This is a genomic window from Streptomyces sp. NBC_01166 (genome assembly GCF_045039765.1).
In the GTDB taxonomy this organism is placed as follows: domain Bacteria; phylum Actinomycetota; class Actinomycetes; order Streptomycetales; family Streptomycetaceae; genus Streptomyces.
Genome location: NZ_CP108613.1, coordinates 3,397,036 through 3,417,359 on the forward strand (window position 1 = coordinate 3,397,036; position 20,324 = coordinate 3,417,359).

11 protein-coding genes are annotated in these 20,324 nt (G+C 72.5%); 4 read left to right on the forward strand and 7 right to left on the reverse strand.

Annotated elements, in window-relative coordinates; genetic code table 11:
- From OG379_RS15650 to OG379_RS15660, 3 genes are all read left to right on the forward strand, one after another.
- Complete coding sequence (locus OG379_RS15650) at window positions 1-1,380, forward strand: carbohydrate ABC transporter permease (RefSeq protein ID WP_405663166.1); 1,380 nt, start codon at window positions 1-3, stop codon at window positions 1,378-1,380.
- The gene (locus OG379_RS15655; protein ID WP_405663168.1) at window positions 1,377-2,291 is read left to right on the forward strand and encodes a carbohydrate ABC transporter permease; all 915 of its coding nucleotides are present in this window, start codon (window positions 1,377-1,379) and stop codon (window positions 2,289-2,291) included. Before OG379_RS15650 ends, OG379_RS15655 begins: the two co-directional genes overlap by 4 nt.
- A gap of 180 nt (window positions 2,292-2,471) precedes the next feature.
- Complete coding sequence (locus tag OG379_RS15660) at window positions 2,472-4,706, forward strand: CDP-glycerol glycerophosphotransferase family protein (RefSeq protein ID WP_405663171.1); 2,235 nt, start codon at window positions 2,472-2,474, stop codon at window positions 4,704-4,706.
- A gap of 55 nt (window positions 4,707-4,761) precedes the next feature.
- On the opposite strand, the gene OG379_RS15665 is transcribed toward OG379_RS15660, so the two are convergent.
- From OG379_RS15665 to OG379_RS15690, 6 genes are all read right to left on the reverse strand, one after another.
- Complete coding sequence (locus OG379_RS15665; RefSeq protein WP_405663173.1) at window positions 4,762-5,910, reverse strand: glycosyltransferase; 1,149 nt, start codon at window positions 5,908-5,910, stop codon at window positions 4,762-4,764.
- The gene (locus OG379_RS15670) at window positions 5,907-8,753 is read right to left on the reverse strand and encodes a CDP-glycerol glycerophosphotransferase family protein (protein ID WP_405663175.1); all 2,847 of its coding nucleotides are present in this window, start codon (window positions 8,751-8,753) and stop codon (window positions 5,907-5,909) included. The genes OG379_RS15665 and OG379_RS15670 overlap by 4 nt, the downstream gene beginning before the upstream one ends.
- Complete coding sequence (locus tag OG379_RS15675) at window positions 8,750-12,202, reverse strand: CDP-glycerol glycerophosphotransferase family protein (protein WP_405663177.1); 3,453 nt, start codon at window positions 12,200-12,202, stop codon at window positions 8,750-8,752. Before OG379_RS15675 ends, OG379_RS15670 begins: the two co-directional genes overlap by 4 nt.
- A 99-nt stretch (window positions 12,203-12,301) precedes the next feature.
- Complete coding sequence (locus OG379_RS15680; protein WP_405663179.1) at window positions 12,302-13,174, reverse strand: TylF/MycF/NovP-related O-methyltransferase; 873 nt, start codon at window positions 13,172-13,174, stop codon at window positions 12,302-12,304.
- An 11-nt stretch (window positions 13,175-13,185) separates the two neighbouring features.
- Window positions 13,186-13,920: a methyltransferase domain-containing protein gene (locus tag OG379_RS15685; RefSeq protein ID WP_393765691.1), complete on the reverse strand. Its 735-nt coding sequence runs from the start codon at window positions 13,918-13,920 to the stop codon at window positions 13,186-13,188.
- Window positions 13,921-14,011: 91 nt separating this feature from the next.
- Entirely contained in the window at window positions 14,012-16,021 is a 2,010-nt protein-coding gene (locus OG379_RS15690; RefSeq protein WP_405663182.1) for a CDP-glycerol glycerophosphotransferase family protein, read from the reverse strand.
- Window positions 16,022-16,121: 100 nt separating this feature from the next.
- Between OG379_RS15690 and OG379_RS15695 the strand changes: the two genes are divergently transcribed.
- Complete coding sequence (locus OG379_RS15695; protein ID WP_405663184.1) at window positions 16,122-19,553, forward strand: CDP-glycerol glycerophosphotransferase family protein; 3,432 nt, start codon at window positions 16,122-16,124, stop codon at window positions 19,551-19,553.
- Between the two features lie 77 nt (window positions 19,554-19,630).
- Here OG379_RS15695 and OG379_RS15700 read toward each other — a convergent pair whose 3' ends face one another.
- A complete protein-coding gene (locus OG379_RS15700) occupies window positions 19,631-20,236 on the reverse strand; it encodes a TetR/AcrR family transcriptional regulator (RefSeq protein WP_405663186.1) in 606 nt (201 codons plus the stop codon).
- Window positions 20,237-20,324 lie beyond the last annotated feature (88 nt).

Below are 20,324 nucleotides of genomic sequence, written 5' to 3' on the forward strand. Positions count from 1 at the left end.
ATGACCACAGCGACAGCGGGGGGCGCGGACAGCGCGCCCCCCGCCGACAAGCGTCCTGACACGGGAACGGGCCGGGGCAAGCGCCCACGCGGAAGCGTGACCGGCACCCGGAGGGCCGTCGCGGCGGCGTTCCTGCTGCCGGCCCTGGTGCTGCTCGGCTCACTCGTCGTCTATCCGATCGTGTACTCCGTCTACCGCTCGTTCCTCGACCAGTCCGGCACCGGCTTCGCGGGCCTCGACAACTACAAGGCGCTGTTCACGGACGACACCATCCGGACCGCGGTCAAGAACAACGCGATCTGGGTCGTGTTCGCGCCGACGGTCGCCACCGTGCTGGGCCTGATCTTCGCGGTGCTCACCGAACGGATCCGATGGGGTACGGCGTTCAAGCTGATCGTCTTCATGCCGATGGCGATCTCCATGCTGGCCGCCGGCATCATCTTCCGCCTGGTGTACGAACAGGCGCCGGAGCGCGGCGTCGCCAACGCCGTCGCGGTGGGGGTCCACGACACGTTCGCGCAGTCCTCGGGCTTCCCGAAGGCACATCCGCTGCCCGTCCATCCGCTGAAGGCCGGGGGCAGCGGTTCCTTCGTCACGAAGGAACCGGTGCGGGCCGGTGAACCGGTGAGCCTGCCGCTGGTCGGTGTCGTGCCCGCGAAGATGCCGGGCGACGCGAAGCCCGCGAAGGCGGCCACCGCGTCGGGTGAGGGCATCACCGGGACGGCGTGGCTCGACTTCACCAAGGGCGGCGGCGGCAAACCCAACGTCGTCGATCCGAAGGAGCTCGGCCTCAAGGGCATCACCGTCGAGGCGGTGAAGGACGGCAAGGTCGTCGCCTCGGCGACGGCCGGCGCGGACGGGGTGTTCACCCTGCCCGCCTCGGCCGACGGGTCACTGCTCCGGCTGCCGGCGGACAACTTCCGGGAGCCGTACAACGGGGTCGACTGGCTCGGCCCGTCCCTCGTGACGCCGGGGATCATCGGCAGCTACGTCTGGATGTGGGCCGGATTCGCGATGGTGCTGATCGCCGCCGGCCTGGCGGGACTGCCACGCGAACTCCTCGAAGCGGCGCGGGTGGACGGCGCGAACGAGTGGCAGGTGTTCCGCCGGATCACGGTGCCGATGCTGGCGCCCGTGCTCGCGGTGGTCCTTGTCACCCTGATGATCAACGTCCTGAAGATCTTCGACCTGGTCTTCATCATCGCGCCGGGCTCGTCCCAGGACGACGCGAACGTCCTGGCGCTCCAGCTGTACCGCTCCTCGTTCGGCACGGACGCGGATCTCGGGGTCGGCAGCGCCATCGCCGTACTCCTGCTGCTGCTGGTGATCCCGGTGATGCTGTTCAACATCCGCCGCATGCGGAAGGAGGGGCGCCGGTGACGACGACCGAGGCGGTACAGGCCAAGAAGGTCTCCCGGGCCGGTTCGGCCGCGAAGACCGAGCAGTCCCTCGGCGCCCGGATCGCCGCCCGGGCGGGCGGTGGCGCCATGCGGGTCTTCCTCATCCTGGTGGGCCTGTTCTGGCTGATGCCGACCATCGGGCTGCTGCTCTCCTCGCTGCGCGGGCCCGAGGACATCGCGGCGAGCGGCTGGTGGAAGATCTTCACCGCACCCTCCGAGCTCACCTTCGACAACTACCAGCGCCTGCTGGACAACTCGACCATCACCGATTCCCTCTTCAGCACGGTCATGATCACCGTCCCGTCCACCTTCCTGGTGGTCGTCATCGGATCGCTCGCCGGATACGCCTTCGCCTGGATGGAGTTCCCCGGCCGCGACTGGTGGTTCCTGGTGGTCGTGGGGCTGCTGGTGGTCCCCGTGCAGGTCGCCCTGATCCCGGTCTCCGAGCTCTTCGGCACCATCGGGATCTTCGAGACCACCTTCGGCGTGGTCATGTTCCACACGGCGTTCGGCCTGCCGTTCGCCATCTTCCTGCTGCGGAACTTCTTCGCCGAGATCCCGCGCGAACTGCTGGAGGCCGCGCGGCTGGACGGCGCGGGCGAGATACGGCTGTTCACCCGGGTCGTGATGCCGCTCGGCGGCCCGGCGATCGCCTCGCTCGGGATCTTCCAGTTCCTCTGGGTGTGGAACGACATGCTGGTCGCGCTGATCTTCGCGGACTCGGAGTCCCCGCCGATCACCGTGGCCCTGCAGCAGCAGGTCCGGCAGTTCGGCAACAACATCGACGTGCTGGCGCCCGGCGCCTTCGTGTCCATGGTGATCCCGCTGGCGGTGTTCTTCGCCTTCCAGCGGCAGTTCGTCTCCGGCGTGATGGCGGGCGCCGTCAAGTAGCGCGTGGCCGCGAAGCGGCACTTCAGCACATACGTTCGTCAACATCAGGGCGGCCCGTTCACTCGCGATCGGGCCGCCCTACCTCGTACTTCCCCCGAATGCCATATTCCACGTAACCAAGTCACCCCATCGGCCGTTTGCGGGCCACCTGCCCTCCCGCGAACGACCCCTGGATGTGTTGTGCCCCGGTTCAGTGTCATCGTGCCCGCGTACCGGGTCCAGGCGTATCTGCACGCGTGTCTCGACTCCGTGCTGAACCAGTCGTTCAAGGACTACGAGATCATCGTGGTCGACGACTGTTCGCCGGACGCCTGCGGCCCGATCGCCGACGAGTACGCCGTACGCGACCCCCGGGTCAGCGCCGTCCATCTTCCGCGCAACTCCGGCCTGGGACCGGCCCGCAACGCCGGGGTCGCCAGGGCGACCGGGGACTACCTGCTCTTCCTCGACGGCGACGACACCTTCTCCCCCGAGGCGCTCCAGGTCATCGCCGACCGCCTGGAAGCCACCGGCGGCCCCGACGTCCTGGTCTACGACTACGCCCGTACGTACTGGTCGGGCGAGAGCGTACGCAACACCTTCGCCCAGCACCTCGCCGAGACCGGCCCCGCCTCCTTCCGGCTCACGGAGCGGCCCGAGCTGCTCAAGGTCCTGATGGTCGTGTGGAACAAGGCGTACCGCCGCGAGTTCATCGAGGCCGAGGGCTTCACCTTTCCGCCCGGCTACTACGAGGACACCCCCTGGACCTACCCGGTGCTGATGGCCGCCGGGTCGATCGCCGTGCTGGACAGCGTCTGCGTGCAGTACCGCCAGCGGCGCCGGGGCAACATCCTCTCCACCACCACCCACCGGCACTTCGACGTCTTCGACCAGTACGACCGGGTCTTCGCCTTCATCGACGCCCGCCCCGAACTCGCCGTCTGGCGGCCGGTGATGTTCCGCCGGATGCTCGACCACTTCTCGACCCTCTTCACCTCCCGGGGCCGGCTGCCGCGCGGCAGCCGGGCCCAGTTCTTCCGCCGCGCCCGCGCCCACTGCCGCCGCTACCGCGCCCCCGGCGCCCCCGTGTCCCGCCGTACCCGGGTGCGGCACGCGCTGTTCCGGCTGGGCGCCCACCGCACGTACCGCGCCCTGTGGGCCGCACAGCGGCTGCACGGCAGGCTCGGGCGCGCGGCCTCGGCGGCCCGCCGGGCCGTGCGGGCGGCGGCGCTCCAGCTGCACTACCGCGTCCAGCTGCGGCTGCCCGTCCGGAGCGGGGACGCCGTGTTCGCCGCCTACTGGCACCGCGGCTACACCTGCAGCCCCGCCGCGCTGGAGGCCACGGCCAGGGCCCTCGTGCCCGGGCTGCGCACGTCCTGGATCTGCCGCCCGGAGGACGCCCACTCGGTGCCGGAGGCGACCCGCGTGCTGCACCCGGGGACGGCCGCCTACTGGACGGCGCTGGCACGCTCCAAGTACCTCGTGAACAACGTCAACTTCGACCGCAGGCTCGTGAAGAGACGCGGCCAGGTGCTGCTGCAGACCCATCACGGGACCCCGCTGAAGACCATGGGGACCGACCTCGTGCACCGCCCGGCGGCGGCCGGCTCCATGGACTTCGACCAGCTGCTGCGCAACGTCGATAAATGGGACTACTCGCTCTCGGCCAACCAGCACTCCACGCTCGTCTGGGAGCGCACCTACCCGTCGGGCTACACCACGCTGGAGTACGGCAGCCCGCGCAACGACGTCTTCTGCCGCACGACACCCGAGGAGGCCGCGCGGCTGCGCGAGCGCCTGGGGGTCCCGGAGGGCAGCACCGCCCTGCTGTACGCGCCGACCCACCGGGACTACCGGCGTGCCCAGCGGCACTCCCTGGACCTGGAACAGCTGGCCCGCGTCCTGGGACCGCACTTCGTGATCCTGGCCCGCTCCCACTACCTGGACGCGACGGCCCGGGCCACCGCCGGTCACCTCCGGCACCCGCGGATCATCGACGTCAGCGCCCACCCGTCCGTCGAGGAACTCTGTCTCGCCTCCGACGGGCTGATCACGGACTACTCGTCACTGATGTTCGACTACGTCAACCTGGACCGGCCGGTCGTCCTGCACCTGGAGGACGCGCAGGCGTACGAGGCGGCCCGTGGCACGTACTTCGATCCGGCGGCCTTCCCGCCCGGCGCGGTCGCCCGTGACCAGGAGGAGCTGCACGAGATCTTCGCCACGGACCACTGGCGCGGGCCCCGATCCGCGCAGCGCCGGGCCGCGTTCCGGGCCAGGTTCTGCCCGTACGACGACGGGCACGCGGCGGAGCGGGTGGTGCGCCGGGTCTTCCTGGAAGACACCTCGGGCCTGCCGCTGCCCGCCCCTCAGCCGAGCTGCGGGCCCACGGGGGTCCCCCGGCAGGTGACCGTCCGGGAGTACAGCAACGGTTGAGGCCCTGCCCCGGGGTGTCGGACACCCCGGGGCCCGCCCGGCACCCCCGGGGCGTTCAGCGCTCCAGGAACGCGAACAGCTCTTCCCAGCGGCCCATGATCTCCGCCTCGGAGAACCGCTGGACGTTGGTCCGCGCCCGGTCCCCCATCGCGTCCCGCATCCGGGGGTTGCCGGTGAGCCGGAGCAGCCGGTCGGCGAGCGCGCCGACGTCACCCGCGGGCGCGAGCAGCCCGTCCTCACCGTCCCGCACGATCTCCCGTACGCCCGGCGCGCAGTCGAACGCCGCGCACGGCACCCCGCTCGCCATGGCCTCCAGGAGCGCCAGGGGGAAGCCCTCGCCGCGTGAGGACTGGACGAAGACGGAGGAGGCGGCGAGCGCCCCGGGGACGTCGTCGGTGCGCCCCCGCCACCCGACCGAGGAATCGAGCCCCAGTCCGGTGCACTGCGCCCTGAGGTCCGCCTCGTCCTCTCCGGCCCCGTACACGTCCAGCCGCCAGTCCGGCCGGTGCGGAGCAACCAGCGCCCAGGTGTCCAGGAGCATGTCGATGCCCTTCTGGTCGGTGAGCCGTCCGATGCTCGCGACCGACTTCTCCCGGCGCGGGGAGGGCACTTCGGGCAGGGCGGCCAGGGCGTTGGGCATGAAGCCCACGTTGTTCATCCCGTCGCCCGCCCACTTGTCGGCGTCCTCCTCCGTGAGGACGAGCCAACGGTCGAGCGGCGGATAGTGGTTCTTGATCCAGCGGTAGCGATGACTCGCCCGGGAGTAGTCGTAGGACTCGTGGCTCATCCCGATCACCCGCAGACCGCCGGTGTCCGCCTCGCCGACCCACTCCATCGCCCAGACCTGGCTGACGATCACCACTCCTCCGGGCCGGGCCGCCCGGAAGATCTCCGAGAGCTGGTCGACCGCCAGCCGCTTCCGCGCCGCACGGCCTGCCTCCGCGCGCCGGGCGGCGAACCGGAAGCGGTCCCGGACGCCCTTCGGCGCCCAGGGCGTCGGCGGATGCGCGGGGTACAGGGCGGTCACCGGGTAACCCGGCGGCTCCGGCAGGGCCATCTTCCGCTCGGAGGCGTGGATGCCGATGGTGTGCACCCGGTGGCCGGCCTCCTGGAACAGCTGGGCGGTCCGGTGCATCCAGCCGGTCACACCGCCGAGTTCGTCGGTGCTGTTGGAGACGATGAAGACATCACGGCTGCGGTTCATCGACGGGGCTCCCCGGTGCGAGCGGTACGGGACGGGACGAGATGCCGGGCGAACACGGTGTCGACGACCGCCCGGGCCGCGTCCCCCCGGTCGTACGCTCCGAACTCCTCGGCGAAGGCGGCGCGTCGTTCCTGGAAGCCGGTGTCCGCGGTCTTCAGCCGGGCCAGCACGGCGAACAGCTCCTCCTCGGTCGCCGCCACCGGGCCCGGCGCCTTCTCACGCAGGTCGAAATAGCTGCCCCGCTCGGCGGCGTAGGCGTCGAGATCGGGGGCGAAGAGGACGATCGGGCGGTCCAGGAGGGCGTAGTCGAACATGATCGACGAGTAGTCCGTGACCAGGACGTCCGCGAGCGCGAGGAGTTCGCTGACGTCGTGGTGGCGCGAGACGTCCACGACCGTCCCGGGCGGGCAGGCCGGCAGGCTCGCCGCCTCCAGGTAGTGCGCCCGCACCAGCAGCGTGTACGTGTCGCCGAAGCGCTCCGCGAAGCGCGCCGCGTCCAGGAGCAGCCGCTGCCGCTTGCGCTTGCCCGGCCCGCCCCGGAAGGTCGGCGCGTACAGCACGACCTTGCGGTGGTCGGGCAGCCCGAGCTCGGCCGCGAGCGCCGGGCGCGGCAGCCTCCCCTGGGTCTCGTCCCGAGCCCGCGCGGCGAGCAACGCGTCGTTGCGCGGGTAGCCGGTGCGCAGCAGTGCGCTTCCGGGCAGCCGGTAGGCGCGGGCCAGCGTGCGCTCGTCGTGCTCGGACCGTACGAGGAAGTGGTCGAACCGGTGCACGGCCTGCTGGAGCCGCTCGCGCTGCGGGGCGTTCTGCATGCGCACCCGGGTCTCGTCGAACCCCATGCGCTTGTACGCCGACCCGTGCCAGGTCTGGAGGTATGCCGTGCCGGAGGGCTTGTCGAGGTGCTGGGGGAACCCCTGGTTGTCGACCCAGTACTCCGCCCGCGCCAGGGCCCACAGATAGCGCCAGGACCAGCGGCGGACCAGCCTGGCGTCCGCGGGGAACCCGGCCGGGGAATCGGCGTACGACCAGACGCAGCGCAGCGGGAGCCCTCGCGCGCGTACCTCCTCGTGGACGGCCCGGGGGCTGTCGCCGTAGCAGGTGCCCATGTGGCTCTCGAAGACCACGGAGCCCCTGCGCACGGGCAGCCGGAGCAGCCACGAGCGGTAGACGGACACCTTGAAGCCCCTGGCGTGCAGCCTGTCCCGGCGCTTACGCAGAGCCCGCAGCAGGAGCCTGGCCCGGCGGGCGGGGCGGAAGTGGGTGGCGTAGTGGACCAGCCTGCGGGCCGTACGGGCGGGCCGCAGGCGGGCTTCGAGCCGCAGCGCCAGATGGTCCCGGAGCGTGATGTACGGCTGCCAGGTGTCCCCGGTCGTCCTGCCCAGCCGGGGCGAGGCGGGGGAACGGTCGGACGGGCCGACGAGGTCGTGGGCGGCGAAGAGATCGCTCACCGAACGGGTTCGCCCGTCCTCCACGACCATCCGCGCGTCCCACACCGTGTCGCGGGGGCCGAAGGGGCGCAGCAGGCGCGTGAGGTCGGCCCGGACGGACCAGCCGATCCCGGTCGCGTCCGGCCGCAGTTCGTGGACCGGGGCGCGGAACGCGCGGGAGCCGTCGCGTACGCGGAACTCCAGATGGGCCGTGAGGGGCCCCTCCGGGTCGGGCCCGGTGTGAGCGGGCAGCACGAGCCGGCCCTCGATCAGGACCCGGCGGCCGTCGGCCTCGTAGCGAGTGAGCCTGTTCATCAGCTTCAGCTCGCCGAACGCCCGGTACTGATGGCCGAGTTCGGTGACGTCCAGCACGGGGTCCGGGCCACCCGGCCAGTACACCCGCCCGTTGTCCGCCGTGGTGAGGGGCGCGGCCACGACTCCCCTCCTGCGCAGCGCGTACGCCGCGGTGAGCACCCCGTCCTCGTCCCCCCGCTCCAGCAGCCGGACGCCGACGCGCTCGACGGGCGGGAGGGTGAGCAGGACCGGCTCGGGGACGGAGCCGGGCAGCACCCGGGCCGCCGTCGCCGCGACGCGTTCGCGTGCCGCGGCGGGCAGTTCGGGGAAGCTGCGCACCAGCGGCACCAGGTGGTCCAGGAGGAAGGCGCCGTCCCGCTGCTCACGCAGTTCAGTCAGCCCCTGGGCCACCAGCACGTGGCAGACACGCCGGTGCGCCTCGACGAGCCCGGCGAGGTCCCGGCCGGCGTCGGGCACGGCCCGACCGGAGACGATCCGACGGCGTACGAGAGCGATCCGGCCGACCACGGACGCCGCCAGGGGGCCGAACAGGATCCCGCTGTGGGTGAGGTCCTCGTCGTAGCGCAGCGCGTGCCGTTCCAATGCCGCGCGCCGCACGCAGAACCCGGTCACCAGGGCGTCCCGCACGGCCAGTTCGGGCGCCTCGGAGAACCGGACGACCGTACGTGAGCGGAGGAACAGCGGATGCTGCCAGGAGGGTTCCCGTTCCTTCGTCCCCTCACCGGTGAGCCGGGCCCAGCGCCCGGCGATCAGGTCGGCGCGGGTCCGCGTTCCGGCCTCCCAGAGGTTGCGGCACGCGTGCCGCTGGAGGCGCTCGCCGACGTCGAGCACGAGGACGTACGTGCCGCGCGCCGCGTCCAGGCCGGCGTTGCGCAGCGAGGCGACGGAGTCCGTACCGGGGTCGAGCACGCGGATGCGGTCCGGGGAGCGCCCGGCGAGCGAGCCGGCCGCACCCCGCAGGGCGGCGGGGGCTCCGGCGGGCAGGACGACGAGGGCCTCGACGGCGCGCAGGCTCTGGTCGAGCACGGACTCCACGGAGGCCGTCAGTGCTGCCTCCCCGCCCTCCGCGGCGGTGATCACACAGCTGAAGTCGGGCGTACTCATGCCTGTGCCCCCTTCAGCATCCGGTCCACTACCTGGGCGGCCGCCGTCCCGTCGTCCAGGTCGCAGAACGACTCCCGGAAGCCGGCGTACGCCTCCCGGTGGCCCGCCGTCGCCGCCTCCGGGTCGCGCAGCGCCTCGACGACGGAGGCCGAGTCGGTGATCAGCGGGCCGGGCGCCCGGTTCTCGAAGTCGAAGCAGAAGCCGCGCAGGGTGTCGCGGTAGTGCTCCAGGTCGTAGGTGTGGAACAGCATCGGGCGTCCCGTCTGCGCGAAGTCGAACATCAGGGACGAGTAGTCCGTGACCAGCACATCGCTGATCAGCATCAGCTCGGCGACATCGGGATGGCGTGACACGTCGCGCACGAAGTCGCTCGAAGGGATGCTCCCGCCGACCAGGTAGTGGCGGCGCACCAGCAGGACGTGGTCGTCCCCGAGCGCCTTCCGTGCCTGTTCCAGGTCGAGTTGGAGATCGAGCCCGTACAGCCCGCTCTGCTTCGGCCGGTCCTCGCGCCAGGTGGGGGCGTACAGGACGACGCGCTTGCTCTCGGGGACGGCGAGCGACTGCCGGACCGCGGCGGCGACCTTCGCACGGTCGGAGGCGTACAGCAGGTCGTTGCGCGGGTAGCCGCACTCCAGCACCTCGCCCGTGTGCCCGAACGCGCGGCGCAGGACAGGCGTGGAGAAGCGGTTCGGCGAGACGAGGACGCTCCACTGGGCGGCCCGCCGGGGCATGGAGTCGATGTACGCGGTGTCCGCGAAAGCAGTGCCCGCCAGGTCACGGCCGATGCGCTTGAGAGGGGTGCCGTGCCACGTCTGGACGACGAACTGCCCCTCCACCCGTTCGAACCACTCGGGCAGCTGGGTGTTGGTGACGATCCACCGGCTGCGGGCGAGCGCCTCGTGCCACTCGGCGCTGTGCAGGGCCACGGCGCGGACCCCGGCGGGCACGACGGCCTGCTGGTCCCGCACCACCCAGAGGTGCTCGACGCCGGTGCCGCGCCGGACCAGCTCCTCGTGGACGGCGCGGGGCGAGTCCGAGTACTGGCGCCCGTCGAAGCTGGAGTACAGCACGGCGTCCCGGAGCTCCCCGCCGCGCGCGCCCACATACCGCTCGCGCAGCCGGCGCTGCCCGTACGCTCCCCGGTCCGCCGGTGGCAGGGCGCTGCCCGACCGCAGGGAGAGCCGGTCGTGGAAGCGCCGCTCCAGGGTGAAGAGGCGACCTCCCGACTCGCGCCCGATCGGCAGTTCCGCGTGCAGCTGGTGCACCACGCGCAGCGGCAGGTAGAGCTCCGGGGCGGTCTCACCGCGCTCCCGGAGGAACGGGTACCACCGGCCCTCGGCGAGCGGCAGGGTGCCGCCCGCCCCGTCGACCGCCCCGGGGGTCAGCACCGTACGGAAACCGGCACCCGTCCGCTCCAGGGCGAAGGTGTGCTCCTCCTGGTGGCCGCTGTGGCGCAGGACGAGCTCGGCCGGCTCGTACCGCACCGCCGGGAAGGCCCCATCCAGGACCAGGCCGGCGTCGTCCGTCCATGACACACGCGTGACGACGGGCCGCACGTCCCGGTCGGTGAGCACCAGGTCCCCGGAGGGATTGGCGGCGGCGTAGACCTCACGGCCGCCGGGCAGCGGATACCGGCCGGCGTCTGTCTCCGGACGGGCCGCGACCGCGAGCCGTCGCGCACCGCCGGTCAGTTGGACACCCCAGTCGCCGTCGGAACCCCCGAACGCCACCAGCGGCACCTCGGCGAGGAGGGTACGGCCGTCGGTGTCCACACCGGGCACCAGCGGGAACTCGCGGGTCTCCTTCGTACGCCACTCCTGGATCCGCAGAGCCGTCGGCGCGTCCTGGCCCAGCAGCCGCACCGCGATCCGGATCCCGTCCCCGGCCTCCGTCGGACCGTGTCCGGCGAGCACGGCGTCCACCCGCTCGGCGCGCAGCTCCAGCTTGTTCCCGGAGAGCAGCGGGACGACCCGGGTGCGCTCGTCGACGTAACGCACGGCGGGCGCGGCCGGATTGCCGAGCAGCCGCATCGGGCCGCGTCGCGGGCGCCCCGCGCCGATGACGACGGATTCCAGCTTCCAGAGCGTGCGGGTGCCCCGTGCGGTGCCCCGGGTGACGAGCCGGCGCGGGTCGACGACGGTCTCGAAGCCGGACCGCTCGTAGCGGTGCAGCGAGCGGCCCGACCCGGCCGTCGCCTCGTCCGTCGCCGTCCTGCGCAGCCGCAGGGGGATCAGCCGGCGGCCCGACCTCAGCCAGCCGGCCCCGGCAGACCTCCCAGGGGCGTTGCGGACGTACGCGTACCCCTTGAGGTGCAGCAGCCCGTCCCTCCACACGGCCTCGGTGAGGTGCGCGTGCACGGGGAGATCCTCGGCGGACAGTGCGGCCACCCTGTGCGGGAGGGGGGCGTCGACTCCCGGGTACTGGGCCCTGGGCCGCAGCCGCCCCCGGACGTGGAAGGTGTCGCGGTCGGCGGACTCGTGGGCCAGGAGCTCGAGCAGCTCCGCCGTCCTGCGCTCCCGGATGAGCTGCCACTTGACCCGCAGATGCAGGGGCAGCGCGTCGAGGACCGCGGGTTCGACCGTCGAGGCGAAGGCGTTGGCGTGGGTGAGGAAGGCCTCGTGGAAGCTCTCGTCACCGTCCGGGAGCGCCTCGATGAAGAGCCACAGGTCGCCGGAGAGCGCGTGCTCGTCGTAACGCCGCTTCGCCTCCGTCATGCCCCGGTCGGCGAGGAACCGGCTGACCGTGGAGACCGCCGTGACCCGGTCGCGGATGCCCCGGGCCACCGCGCGCCGGGTGGTGATCGAGCCGTCGCGGTCCCGCCAGTGGTAGACGGGCTCCTCCACGACGTCGACGCTCCGGGCCAGGAAGTGGGCCGGCAGGACCACGGCGATGTCCTCGTACAGGACCCCGGTCGGGAAGGCGAAGGCGTGCTGGTCCCAGAAGGACCTGCGGAACACCTTGTTGCACGCGATGCGGTCGCCGAGCAGGATCCAGTCCCGGGTGACATGGGTGGCCCGGCGGGGCTTCTCCATCGGCCGGCGGAACATGGGGGACTGTTCGAGCACCCCGTTCGCCCGGAGCCTGAGCACGTTTCCTGTCGCGAAGTCCGAGCCCGAGGCGTCCAGTTCACCGAGCATCCTGGCGAATGCGCCCGGCGGCACGACGTCGTCGCTGTCGACGAACGCCAGGAAGTCCGCGTCCGGGTGGGCCTGTCCGGCGCCCGCGTTGCGCGCGGCCCCCAGGCCGGCGTTCTTCTGCCGGATCAGCCGGAAGCGGGTGTCCTGCCGGGCGAACCGCAGCGCCACATCGGCGCTGCCGTCCGTCGAACCGTCGTCGACCATGACGACTTCCAGGTCGGCCATGGTCTGCCCGGCGAGCGAGTCCAGGCAGGCTCCGAGGTACTCCTCGACGTTGAAGAGCGGGACGACGACGGTGAGACGGGGTGCCATGACGCTGCGCACGATCCTTCCGGACGGACGAACGGACTTCCTCTGTATGGAACGAGCCCCGTGCCGGGGAGGCACGGGGCTCGCAACGGGGCGCTGCACCTAGGGTTTGACGGCGATGCGGCCCTCGTCCATGCGCAGGAGCAGAAGCTGTTCCCCGGTCTCCTCCAGGAATTCGTCCACTGCCTGGCGTGATCCCTGCCAGTAGCCGTAGTCGTCGATCAGCAGCACCCCGCCGCTCACCAGACGCCCGTACAGGTGTGTGAGCTCGTGCTTCGTGGATGCGTACCAGTCGGTGTCCAGGCGGAGGATGGAGATCTTCTCCGGCGCCTGCCCGGGGACGGTGTCCTCGACCTTGCCCTGCACGTAGTGGATGCGGTCCTTCGGGTACGGGACCTGCTCGAACCCGGCCTGTACGTCCTCCAGGGAGGCCACGGCCCAGATGGGCCGGTCCTTGCCCTGTGCGTCCAGCAGCTCCTGGGCCGGCCTGCCGTCCCGCCGCAGGTCCTCCGCGGTGGGCGGCGTCATGCCCTCGTACGTGTCGAAGAGGTAGAGGTCGCGCTCCGTCTCACCCAGCGACAGCAGTGTCCTGGCGCAGGCCTGCATGGAACCGCCGCGCCACACCCCGCACTCGACGATGTCGCCCGGGATGCCGTGCTTGACGACGTGCCGCGTCGCGAGGACGAAGGCGTTGAGCCGCTCCGGGGAGGTCATCGTGTACGGCTTGACCGCGCGGATGACGTCCTTCGCCTCGTCGTCGTAGTCCGCGGGGAACTGCGGCGGCTTCTTGGCCGCCGCCTTCCGGGCCGGCGGCGCGGGCGGCGTCGGCACCGCGGCCGGGGGCCCCGTGGGGGCGGAGCGGGGAGCGGGCAGGCTCGCGCGCCTGAGCTGGTATCCGGTGAGTTGCTGAAGGACGCCGTTGACGGCGTTGCGCCAAGCCATGGGGCCGGACAGTACGCGCGTTTTGCGGCTCATGTCATCTTTCGTCAACCTGTGGTTGATGGGACCGTACGGCTGTCCGGACGCCCGCACCGCTCCCGTCCGTCCAGCGGGCGCGGCAGCGGCACGCGGTCCACTCCGCCGGCCCGGTTGGCCCACCACACGGCCGTCTCCCGCACGGCGAGGTCCGCCAGGCTGTTCTTCAGCCGGGTCACCGGCCGGCGGTGGGGCAGCGGCCGGCGGAAGACGCCCACGGAGTCGCCCCAGTAGGCGGCCTTGGTGTCGATGGAGGCGTAGTCGTGCCAGATGCCGTTGGCGGGCGGGAAGTCCGTGTACGCCTCGCAGAGTTCGAGGCGGGAGTGGGCGGCCATCGCGCGGAAGCCGTCGGGGTAGTAGCGCCAGCAGTCCTGCGCGTCGTGGGCGTGGCCGCGCGAGGGCGCGGTGATGAAGGCGTAGCCGCCGGGCCTGAGCACCCGGGCGATCTCCATCATCGACACCCAGAAGAAGGGGATGTGCTCGAACGCCTGGCCCGACAGCACCACATCGGCGCTGCGCGACTTGGCGGGGATCCGGTAGGGCTGCTCCATGACCGCGTCGACGTTGGGACCGTCGAGGACGTCGACCCCGAAGTAGTCGATGTCGTGGTCGGCCAGGAGCCCGCGGTGGGTCCGGGTCTGCTTGCCGGAGATCCGGGATCCGAGGTCCACGACGCGGTGCCTGCGGGTCCTGGGCAGATACTCCTCGATGCAGAGCTGCATCTGCTCGTAGGCGGACCGGTGCATGAGCTTCTCCCAACGTTGCCGTGTGCGCGCGCTGTTGAGCACAACGACGGTGGCGTACGGAGGGAGCGCCCCGTACGGGTGATACCGGTGTTCAGTTCGAACCCACAGGGAAGACCCTGCGCACCACGCGCTCCGCCGCGTGCCCGTCGTCGTACGGGCAGAAGCGGCGGCGGAAAGCGGCGCGCAGCGCGTCGGCGTCCCGGGACCTCCAGGCTCCGCTCACCAGCACCTCGCGCAGCTCGTCCTCCGTGGTGGCGACCGCCCCGGGGGTGTCGCCCGGGCGGCCGGACAGCAGGTCGACGTAGGTGCCGCGGGCGGCCCGGTAGGCCTCCCAGTCGGGCACGTAGGTGATGATCGGGCGGTCCAGGCAGGCGTAGTCGAACATCAGGGACGAGTAGTCCGTGATCAACGCGTCGGAGGCGAGGAAGAGTTCTTCCACGACGGGATGGCCTGTGACGTCGACGACCCGGCCCCCCACCGCTGTCCCGGCCGATCGCCCGTAGAAGTAGTGGGCGCGCACCAGCAGCACACAGCCGGGCCCCAGATCACGCGCGAGACGCTCCAGGTCGAGCAGCGGGAGGAAGCCCTCCCGGTAGTCGCGGTGGGTCGGCGCGTACAGCAGCACGGTCGATCCGGGGGCGATGCCGAGCTCCGCACGGATCTTGCCGGTCTGCTCGGCTGTGGCGTTGCACAGGACGTCGTTGCGCGGGTACCCGTACGGCAGTTGTTCGTACGAGGACGGGTAGACCCGGTCCCAGACCTCTGTGCTGTGCGGGTTGGCGGAGAGACTGAAGTCCCACTGGTCGGTGTGCGCGACGATCCGTTCGAAGCTGACGCCCTTGGTGAGTGCGGGGTACGGGAGCTGGTCCAGGCCCATCGTCTTCAGCGGGGTCCCGTGGTGGGTCTGGAGGTAGACCTGTCCGGGGCGTTTGGTGAAACCGCCGGGGAAGCTGGAGTTGTTGACGAGGTACGTCGCGGTGGCCATCGTCCGCCAGTAGGCGCGGGACCCCTCGATGACGTACGGCACTCCGGGCGGCATCCGGTCGCGGTGGCGCGAGGAGACGACCCAGACCCCGCGGATGTGCGGGACCAGCTCGCGGGCCTTGGCGTAGACGGCGGCCGGATTGCAGGCGACGCCCCGGTTCCAGTAGGCCCCGTAGACGGCGAGGCGGGGATCCAGCGGCCGGCGCAGATCGGCGCGGTAGAGGGCCCGCATCACGCGGGCGCGCAGCGACTTCCTGCCCGCCCGCGCGGTGGCTCGCGCCCGGGCACGCACGGCGCGGACCACTCCCCTGCTCCGGTGGGCCGCGTACCGGCCGGGGAGCCCCGCCGCCCGGAAGAAGGCGGCGCGGTCGCCCGGGGCGATCCGGCCGGGGTCGTCGAGCACGGCGGTCAGGTGCGCGGTGCGCGCGGCCGGGATCCGCGGGTCGCCCCCCGTCTCGGCGGTCAGCCGCTCGTAGGCGCCGATGACCGCGAAGTGCGCACGGCCCGGTGTAGTGGCCGACGTGCCGGTACGGCGCACCCGGTGGCGCACACAGACCCGGTCGAGCGAGGCGAGGGAGCCCGCGTCGGAGGCGAGGAAGTGCGCACGGTGGACGGGCACGACGTCGTCGTACGGCCCCTCGGTGAAGCGGAGCCGGTGGGCGTCCCGGAAGGCGCGGCGGAAGAGCTGGTTCCGTGCGGCCGGGAGGGCGTCACCCGGCTCCACCGTGCCCCACCAGTCGACCCGGTCGTGGCCCAGGCGCAGCACGTCGGGCCGGTCCTCCGCCAGCCGTGCGGAGATCGCCGCCACCGCTCCGGGGAGGAGCAGGTCGTCACCGTCGAGGAAGAGCAGATAGGTCCCACGCGCCGCCTCCGCACCGGTGTTGCGGGCCGCACCCGTCTCCCAGGGGCCGTCGGGGACGCTCACACGCACCCGGGGGTCACGCCCGGCGAACTCCCGTGCGATGGCGAGTTCCAGCTCGCCGTCGGGGGCGCAGACCACGACCAGCTCGAGGTCCGTCTGCCCGTTCTCCGGCGACGGCTGCTCGGTCACGGACTCCAGGGCCGCCCTCAGGTATCCCTGAACGCGATGGGCGGACACGACGACGGTGAGCAGCATGGCAGCCGAGCGTAGTGGTGACCGTACGGCCGGCCCCAGGGATCGTCACCCGTTCGGGTCAGTGGCGTGACCCGGGGCGCTCCCCCGGGTTGAGCCGTACATGAAGCCACTCCTCAGCGTCGTCGTCCCGGTGCACAACGTCGAGGACTATCTGGAGGAGTGCCTCGTCTCGCTGGCCGGGCAGACCCTGAAGGACATCGAGGTGGTGCTCGTCGACGACGGCTCGACGGACGGGAGCCGCCGTATCGCGGAGGACTTCGCCGCCCGGGACGGCCGCTTCCGCTGCGTCCACCAGCCCAACGCGGGCCTGAGCGCCGCCCGCAACACCGGGATCACCCGCACCACCGGCGGAGTGCCCTACCTGGCGTTCGCCGACAGCGACGACGTCCTCGTCCCCGACGCGTACGAACGGATGCTGGCGTCCCTGGAGTCGACCGGCTCCGATCTGGTGACAGGAAATGTGTGGCGGCTCAACGAGCAGGGAAGGCAGCAGGCCTGGCAGTACCGCTGGCTGACCGCCGACCGCCCCCGCACCCACATCACCCGCGATGCCCGGCTGCTGGCCGACCGCGTCGCCTGGAACAAGGTGTTCAGGCGCTCCTTCTGGGACCGGCACGCCTTCTCCTTCCCGGTGGGCAAGCTCTACGAGGACACCCCGGTGATGATCCCGGCGCACTACCTCGCCGGTTCGGTGGACGTGCTGCGCGAACACGTCTACTACTGGCGGGTGCGGGAGGGTTCGATCACGCGGCGGCGTACTGACGTCCGGGGTGTACGGGACCGGATCGCCGCCTGTGAACAGGTCAGCGCCTTCCTCGCGGACCGCGACCCCGCACAGCGGCTGCGCTACGACGCCTCGTGCCTGCGCGACGACTTCGTGTACTTCCTGGAGGGGCTGCCGATGGGCGGGTCCGCCTACCGCTCCGCGTTCATGGCGGACGCGGGTGCCTTCCTCGACCGGGCGGGCGACGCGGCCCTGGCCGGGCTGCCCGCCGAGGCGCGCATCCGCTGGCAGTTGGTGCGTGAGCGCCGCGTCGACGATCTGCTGGCGGTCCTGGAGTCCGAACGGGCCAACGGGACGGGCACGTTCGCCGTCGCGGGCCTGCCGGGAAGGCGGCGCGCCGTGCACCCGGGGGCCGGCGGCGGCGCCTCGGCGCGCCTCGGCCGGGGCGATCTGCCCGCCGTGGCACGGCTGGTGGAGTCGGCGTGGGGCGAGGACGGCAGGCTGCGGCTCCGCGGATACGCGTACATCCGCAACCTCCCGGCCCGGGCGGCCCGGCACTCGCTGAAGGCGGGCCTGGTGCGGGAGGCGGGGGGCGGACGGCCGCGTGCCGTCCCTGTGCGCTCGGTGCGGACGGACCGCGCGACCGCCGACTCGGGTCAGGAGCTGCACAGCTACGACCACGCGGGCTTCGACATGTTCCTCGACCCCGGGCGACTGGGGCCGGGCAACTGGCTGGTGGGCGTGGTGGTGGCCGGCCACGGCGTCGTACGGCGGGCGGCGGTGCGGGCCGTGGAGGCGGCGGCCGCGCAGCCGCTGGTCCACGACCTGGGCGGCGGGAGGCGCGCGGTGCTCGGCTACCGGGACGGCCGGCTGGAGCTGGCCGTGTCCCGGCTGCCCGCGGTGGCCACCGGCCACGACGGCGGACCGGACACCCTGGAGCTGACCGGCAGGCTGTACGGGGACGCCCGGCCGACAGCCCTCGTCCTGACCCGTGAGGGGGGCGCGGAGCACGTCTGCCCGGTGTCGTGCGGCGACGGGGGTGGCTTCAGCGCCCGTATCCCGCTCGCCGCCCTCGCCGCGGCGGCGGCACCGGCCTCCGGCGGGCCCCATGAGCCCGCCCCGGGGGGCGGGGCACGGTGGCGGGCGGCGCTCCTGACCGACGGCGTCCGCGTGCCGCTCGCTGCGGCCACGGACCTGCCGCCGCCCGCCTTCGCGGACGCGGCGGGCCACCTGGTGGTGGACGTGTCCGGGGAGCCGCGCGTGGACCGCGCCGGACCCGCTCCGGACGGCGGGCTGCGCATCGAGGGGACCGGGACCGGCGCACTCGAACTGCGGCACGGCGTCCTCGGGGAGACGGTGGCCGTTCCCCCGGAGCACTTCGCCGGAGCGGACGAGGACCGCTTCGCCGCCGTGCTCGCGGCCCCTCCCCGCGAGGGCGACTGGGAGGTGTTCCTGGACGGCCGGCCCGTGCGTGTGGGAGCGGCGCTCGCCGCACTCCTGCCGGCGAGCGCCCCAGGCGCCCGCTTCCGCCTCGACCGCCGGCACGGTGACCGGCTGGCCGTGCACTGCGCGCCGGCGCTCGACGACGCGGAGCGGAGCGCGTACCGCCAGGGAATTCTGCGGACGGCGCACCACCCGGCTCAGCGCCGGCTGCCGCTCCGGGACGTCGTGCTCTACACCGGAGAGGGCCCCCCGCGCGCCGTGCACGCCGAGCTCGTGCGCCGGGGCACCGATGCCGAGCACCTGTGGGTCACCGACGGCTCCCCAGGGGCCGCGACTCGCGTCCCGTCCACCGCGATCCCCGTCGTGGCCCACAGCACCGCCTGGTACGAGGCGCTGGCGCGGGCCCGCCGGATCGTGGCGGCAGGTCAGCTGCCCGCATGGTTCGAGCGCCGCCCGGACCAGACGGTCGTGCAGACCTGGCCCAACTCCCCGCTCGGCCGGTTCGGCCTCGACCTCACCGGCACCCTGTACGCCGACCACCAGCACCTCGCCACGCTGGAGCGCCGCTCCGCCCAGTGGTCGGTCCTGGTCTCCCCCAGCGCCTTCGCCACCCCGCATCTCCGCCGCGCCCTGGCCTACCGCGGCGAGGTGCTGGAGGCGGGCTCCCCGGCCGACGACCTGCTCTTCGCACCCGGCAGGGACAGGACTGCCGCGCTGGTGCGCCGGCGGCTGGGCATCCCGGAGGGCCACCGCGTGGTGCTGTACGCCCCGACGTACCGCGACCACCTCGCCCACGCTCCGGCCGGTGTTCCAGCCGGGTCCTCCCCCCTGTACCGCTGGGATCCGGCGCTCGACCTGCCCGCACTGGCGCGGTCGCTGGACGGCTGCACCACCGTGCTGGTCCGCAGGCATCCCCGGGTGACGGGCAGTGTCCCGGCGCACCCCGCCCTGCGTGATGTGTCCACGCACCCCGACTCCACCGAGCTCCTGCTGATCGCCGATGTGCTGGTCACCGACTACTCGGGCCTGGTGTTCGGCTTCGCGCACACCGGCCGTCCGATGCTCTTCCACACATACGACCTGGAGCATTACCGCGACACCGTGCGCGGCTTCTGCCTGGACTTCGAGACCCGGGCCCCCGGACCGCTGCTCGTCACCACCCAGGAGGTGGCTCAGTCGCTGCGGGCCGCGCCGGCTCATGCGAACGTCCACGCGGAGGCGTACGAGAGCTTCAGGCGCGACTACTGCGGGCCCGCAGACGGCGATGCCGCCCACCGGGTCGCGGACCGGCTGCTCGACGAGGGCTCCGGCTCGCCGCGCCTCGTCAGGCCTCGTGACGCCAGGCCACGCCCCGTCAGGCCCTGAGCGCTCGGACCCTTGGGTCAGGCCCTGAGTGGTCAGGCCCTGAGTGGTCAGGCCCTGAGTGGTCAGGCCTTGAGCGGTCAGGCCTTGAGCGCCCGGACCGCCGAGGCCGCGAGGTCGTCGAGGTATCCCTTGGGCAGATCGCCCCGGACCACGACGAGGCGCCAGTACAGCGGGCCGACGATGAGGTCCAGCGCCCGGTCGGGATCGCTGCCCTCGGGCAGTTCGCCGCGTCCCACCGCCGCCCGCACGACCACGGCGGCCACGCCCTGCTGCTGGTCCAGCAGGGCTGCCTTGATGGCGTCGGAGATCTCCGGGTTGCGGGCCGCCTCGACCAGCAGGTCGGGGATCACCTGCGAGGCGACGGGGTGGCGCAGGGCGTACGCGGCCAGTTCCAGCACGGCGCGCACATCCCCGTACAGCGACCCCGTCGCGGGCGCCGGCATGCCCTGCGCGGCGACGGCCGCGACCAGGTCCAGGACGAGATGCAGCTTGGACTTCCAGCGGCGGTAGACGGCGGTCTTGCCCACTCCCGCGCGCCGGGCGATGCCCTCGATCGACATCCGTGCGAATCCCACGGCGGCCAGCTCCTCGAAGACGGCGCCGCGGATCGCGTCGGTCACGTCCTCCCGCAGCACCGCGGCACCTGCCGGGGTGCGGCGCCCGGTTCGCCGTTGGGTGGTCATGGCCCGAATGATAGACCGTAACGACGAAACGGTTGCGTTGCGACGTACAAACGTCCTACTCTCAGCGTTGCGACGATACGGTCCCGTC

What these genes read in the sequence shown, in the direction of transcription:
- OG379_RS15680 (WP_405663179.1), bottom strand. Translation starts at nt 13,174, where the DNA reads ATGAGCCGCAAAACGCGCGTACTGTCCGGCCCCATGGCTTGGCGCAAC.
- OG379_RS15650 (WP_405663166.1), top strand. Translation starts at nt 1, where the DNA reads ATGACCACAGCGACAGCGGGGGGCGCGGACAGCGCGCCCCCCGCCGAC.
- OG379_RS15700 (WP_405663186.1), bottom strand. Translation starts at nt 20,236, where the DNA reads ATGACCACCCAACGGCGAACCGGGCGCCGCACCCCGGCAGGTGCCGCG.
- OG379_RS15690 (WP_405663182.1), bottom strand. Translation starts at nt 16,021, where the DNA reads ATGCTGCTCACCGTCGTCGTGTCCGCCCATCGCGTTCAGGGATACCTG.
- OG379_RS15670 (WP_405663175.1), bottom strand. Translation starts at nt 8,753, where the DNA reads ATGAGTACGCCCGACTTCAGCTGTGTGATCACCGCCGCGGAGGGCGGG.
- OG379_RS15685 (WP_393765691.1), bottom strand. Translation starts at nt 13,920, where the DNA reads ATGCACCGGTCCGCCTACGAGCAGATGCAGCTCTGCATCGAGGAGTAT.
- OG379_RS15675 (WP_405663177.1), bottom strand. Translation starts at nt 12,202, where the DNA reads ATGGCACCCCGTCTCACCGTCGTCGTCCCGCTCTTCAACGTCGAGGAG.
- OG379_RS15665 (WP_405663173.1), bottom strand. Translation starts at nt 5,910, where the DNA reads ATGAACCGCAGCCGTGATGTCTTCATCGTCTCCAACAGCACCGACGAA.
- OG379_RS15695 (WP_405663184.1), top strand. Translation starts at nt 16,122, where the DNA reads ATGAAGCCACTCCTCAGCGTCGTCGTCCCGGTGCACAACGTCGAGGAC.